Source organism: Streptomyces sp. SID1328 (assembly GCF_009865595.1).
GTDB classification, from domain to species: domain Bacteria; phylum Actinomycetota; class Actinomycetes; order Streptomycetales; family Streptomycetaceae; genus Streptomyces; species Streptomyces griseoluteus.
In genome coordinates this window covers 1-4014 of the sequence record NZ_WWKH01000795.1, presented here as the reverse complement: position 1 = coordinate 4014, position 4014 = coordinate 1, and the positions used below count along the sequence as shown (strand labels likewise).

The following is a 4014-nucleotide window of genomic DNA, read 5'->3' as shown; positions in this document are numbered from 1 at the left end:
GCCAGGCCGAGTCGCCCACCGCCCGGCTCGCCCTCGCGGCCGCGGCCACCCGGCTGGACACCGCCCGGCTGCACGCCCGCCGCCTCGCCGACAGCGTGGACGAGCACGCGCAGGCGGTCGAGAACCCCGACCTGCTCACCCGGGCCCGCGCCCGCATGGACGCCACCCACGTCGTCCAGCAGTGCCGCCAGACCGTCGACGACATCGTCACCCTCTACGGCTCCTCCGCCCTGGACGAGTCCAACCCCCTCCAGCGGCTCTGGCGCGACATCCACACCGGCAGCCGGCACGCCGGCTTCGGCATGGGCGTCCCCGAGCAGGTCTACGGCAGCGCCCTGGTCGGCCAGGACCCGCGCGCCATCAGCATGCTGGTCTGACGGCCCTTACGACCACCGCGAACTCCCCTTCGTTCCGATGTGCTCCAGGCCCGCCCGCCCCGGCGCGGCAGCGGTCCTTCGCCTCCCAGTGACGGAAAGCGAGATCAGACATGTCCGACGAGCACGAGATCCGCGAACAGAACCGCGCCATCGTCGCCCAGTACATGAACACCCGCGGCCAGGACCGCCTCAAGCGCCACCTGCTGTTCACCGAGGACGGCACCGGCGGCCTGTGGACCACCGAGACCGGCGAGCCCATCGTCATCAGCGGCCGGGACCGGCTCGGCGAGCACGCCGTCTGGTCGCTCAAGTGCTTTCCCGACTGGGCCTGGATCAACGTCGAGATCTTCGACACCCAGGACCCCGACCGGTTCTGGGTGGAGTGCGACGGCGAGGGCCAGATCCTCTTCCCCGGTTACGAGCCCGGCCTGTACCGCAACCACTTCCTGCACTCCTTCACCTTCGAGAACGGGAAGATCAAGCAGCAGCGCGAGTTCATGAACCCCTGCCAGCAGTTCCGGGCCCTCGGTATCGACGTCCCCGCGGTCCGCCGCGACGGAATCCCGACCCGACGCCGGCCGGCCGGCCCCCGGTCCCCGCCCCGACCCCGCAAGAGGAAGCCGTGCGCCCCTCCCTCCAGGACATCCACGCGTCACTCGCCCTGCAGCAGCCCCAGTGGGACGACGCCCGCCCGGTCGAGCGGGTGCGCGCCACCCTCCGCACCTGTCCACCCCTGGTCACCGCCGACGCCGCCGAAGGGCTGCGCCACCTGCTCGCCGACGTCGCCGCCGGGCGGGCCCTGCTGCTCCAGGCGGGGGACTGCGCCGAGGACCCGGCCGAGTCCAGCCCCCGGCACGTGCGCCGCAAGACCGGCCTGCTCGACCACCTCGCGGAGGCGGTCGGCGCGGTCACCGGCAAGCCCGTGCTGCGCGTCGGCCGGATCGCCGGACAGTTCGCCAAGCCCCGCTCCAAGCCCGTGGAGCAGGTCGGCGGCATCACCCTGCCCGTCTTCCGCGGCCACATGGTCAACGCGCCCGAGGCCGACCCGGTCAGCCGCCGCGCCGACCCCGAGCGCATCCTCACCTGCCACCAGGCCGCCCGGGAGATCGTCCGCGAACTGGCCGACGTCAACGCCGGCCGGCCGCCCGCCGAACAGGTGTGGACCAGCCACGAGGCGCTGCTGCTCGACTACGAACTGCCCATGCTGCGCCAGGACGGCACCCGCCCCTACCTGGGCTCCACGCACCTGCCGTGGATCGGGGAACGCACCCGCCAGCCCGACGGCGCCCATGTGCGGCTGCTCGCCGAGGTGTTGAACCCGGTCGCCTGCAAGATCGGCTCCGGTACCACCACGGAAGACGTCACCGCCCTGGCCGGCCGTCTCGACCCGCACCGCGAACCCGGCCGGCTCGTGCTGGTCGCCCGCATGGGCACCGACTTCGTGGCCAGCAGGCTGCCCCCGCTGGTGGAGGCCGTACGGGCCGCCGGACACCCGGCGATCTGGCTGTGCGACCCCATGCACGGCAACACCATCACCAGCCCCGCCGGACACAAGACCCGCCTGGTGGACGCGATGCTCGCCGAGATCGAGGGCTTCGGCACCGCCCTGGCCGAGAGCGGTGGCGTCAACGGCGGCCTCCACCTGGAGACCACCCCGGACGACGTCACCGAGTGCGCCGCCGACGTCTCCCAGCTCGGCAGCGTGGGGGACCGGCACACCACGTTCTGCGACCCCCGGCTCAACCCCGACCAGGCGCTGCGCATGGTCACCGGCTGGGCGCACACCCTGCGCTGAGCCCCGCCGCGCCCCGGCAGGCCCGTATCCCTCCCGCCCCGAAAGGAGCCGACTGGTGGTCGGCATACCCCGTATCGCGCCCTACGCCCTGCCGGCGGCGGACAGCCTCCCGGCGAACACGGCCCACTGGACGCCGGACCCGCAGCGGGCCACGCTGCTGATCCACGACATGCAGCACTTCTTCCTGCGTTCCGTCCCCGACCCGCTGCGCTCCGAACTCGTCGACAACGCCGCCCGGTTGCGCAAACGCGCCGTGAGCCTCGCGGTGCCGGTGGCCTACACCGCGCAGCCGGGCGGCATGACCGACGAGGACCGGGGACTGCTCAAGGACTTCTGGGGTCCGGGCATGCGTACCGCGCCCGAGGACCGCGAGGTGGTGCCCGAACTCGCCCCCGAGCCCGGCGACTGGATGCTGACCAAATACCGGTACAGCGCCTTCCACCGCTCCGGCCTGTTGCGCCGGCTGCGCGCCGCCGGACGCGACCAGCTCGTGCTCTGCGGGGTCTACGCCCACATCGGCGTGCTCGCCACGGCCGTCGAGGCGTTCACCAACGACATCCAGGTCTTCCTCGCCGCCGACGCCGTCGCCGACTTCTCCGCCGAACGGCACCGCCTCGCCCTGGACTACGTGGCCGAGCGCTGCGGGGTGGTCCTGCCCAGCGCGGAGGTGTTCCGGTGAGCCCGCCCAGCGACCTCCTGGACCGCCTGCTCGCCGCGCCCGGCGACCAGGACTTCGCCCTGCTGCACCGGCCGGAGAGCGGCACCCCCGGCACCGTCGACGTCCTGCTGGGCGAGGTCTCCCACCCGGCCACGCTCGCCGGACTGCCGCTGCCGGAGGGCAGGGACACTCCGGGCCACGAGACTCTCGTCCTGGTGCCCTACCGCCAGCTGGCAGAACGGGACTTCGCCGCCCCCGACGACGGCTCGCCCCTGATCGCACTGACCGTCACCGAGCAGGCCGAGCTGCCCCTCGCGGACGTGCTGGAGCGGCTGCCCGACACCCCGGTCGGCATGAGCGGCCACCGCTTCGACCTGTCCGACGACGAGTACGCCGAGAAGGTCCGGCGGGTCGTCGCCGACGAGATCGGCACCGGCGAGGGCGCCAACTTCGTGCTGCGCCGCACCCTGCTCGCCGACCTCGACGGCTACACCCCGCACACCGCGCTGGCCGTCTTCCGCCGGCTGACCGCGGTCGAGCACAGCGCCTACTGGACCTTCGTCATCCATGTCGGCGGGCGTGCCTTCGTCGGCGCCACCCCGGAACGGCATATCTCGGTGCGCCAGGGTCACGCCGTGATGAACCCCATCAGCGGCACCTACCGCTACCCGGACGGCGGCGCCGACCTGGCCGGTCTCACCGCGTTCCTTCAGGACCGCAAGGAGACCGACGAGCTGTACATGGTGCTGGACGAGGAACTGAAGATGATGTCCCGCGTCTGCGAGCCCGGCGTCCGGGTCACCGGACCCCGGCTCAAGGAGATGGCCCGGCTCGCCCACACCGAGTACTTCATCGAGGGCCGCACCCACCGCGACCTGCGTGACATCCTCCGCGAGACCCTGTTCGCGCCCACCGTCACCGGCAGCCCGGTGGAGAGCGCGGCCCGTGTCATCCAGCGCCACGAGCCCCAGGGGCGCGGCTACTACAGCGGCGTCGCCGCGCTGATCAGCCGCGAGCCGGGCGGCGGGCGTTCGCTGGACTCCGCCATCCTGATCCGCACCGCCGACATCGCCGCCGACGGCAGGCTGCGGCTCGCGGTCGGCGCCACCCTCGTACGCCACTCCTCCCCGCGCGCGGAAGCCGCCGAGACCCGCGCCAAAGCGGCCGGGCTGCTGCACGCCCTG

Annotated in this window: 4 protein-coding genes and 1 pseudogene; all 5 read left to right on the top strand. The window is 73.0% G+C overall.

The features are described 5' to 3' along the window. On the top strand, positions 1–377 hold a 377-nt coding region (locus GT030_RS25630), incomplete at its 5' end, for an acyl-CoA dehydrogenase family protein (RefSeq protein WP_272920719.1). Between the two features lie 110 nt (positions 378–487). Continuing rightward, a pseudogene (locus GT030_RS25625) lies at positions 488–886 on the top strand (PhzA/PhzB family protein); the annotation flags it as partial. Between the two features lie 113 nt (positions 887–999). Beyond that, positions 1000–2172 (top strand): 3-deoxy-7-phosphoheptulonate synthase, encoded by a 1173-nt coding sequence (locus GT030_RS25620; protein WP_161203141.1) that lies wholly within the window; start codon positions 1000–1002, stop codon positions 2170–2172. A 55-nt stretch (positions 2173–2227) separates the two neighbouring features. Continuing rightward, positions 2228–2851, top strand: a complete 624-nt coding sequence (locus GT030_RS25615; protein WP_086695450.1) for an isochorismatase family protein — start codon at positions 2228–2230, stop codon at positions 2849–2851. After that, positions 2848–4014: chorismate-binding protein (locus tag GT030_RS25610; RefSeq protein WP_346009746.1), on the top strand; the 1167-nt coding region annotated here is incomplete at its 3' end. The genes GT030_RS25615 and GT030_RS25610, both read left to right, overlap by 4 nt.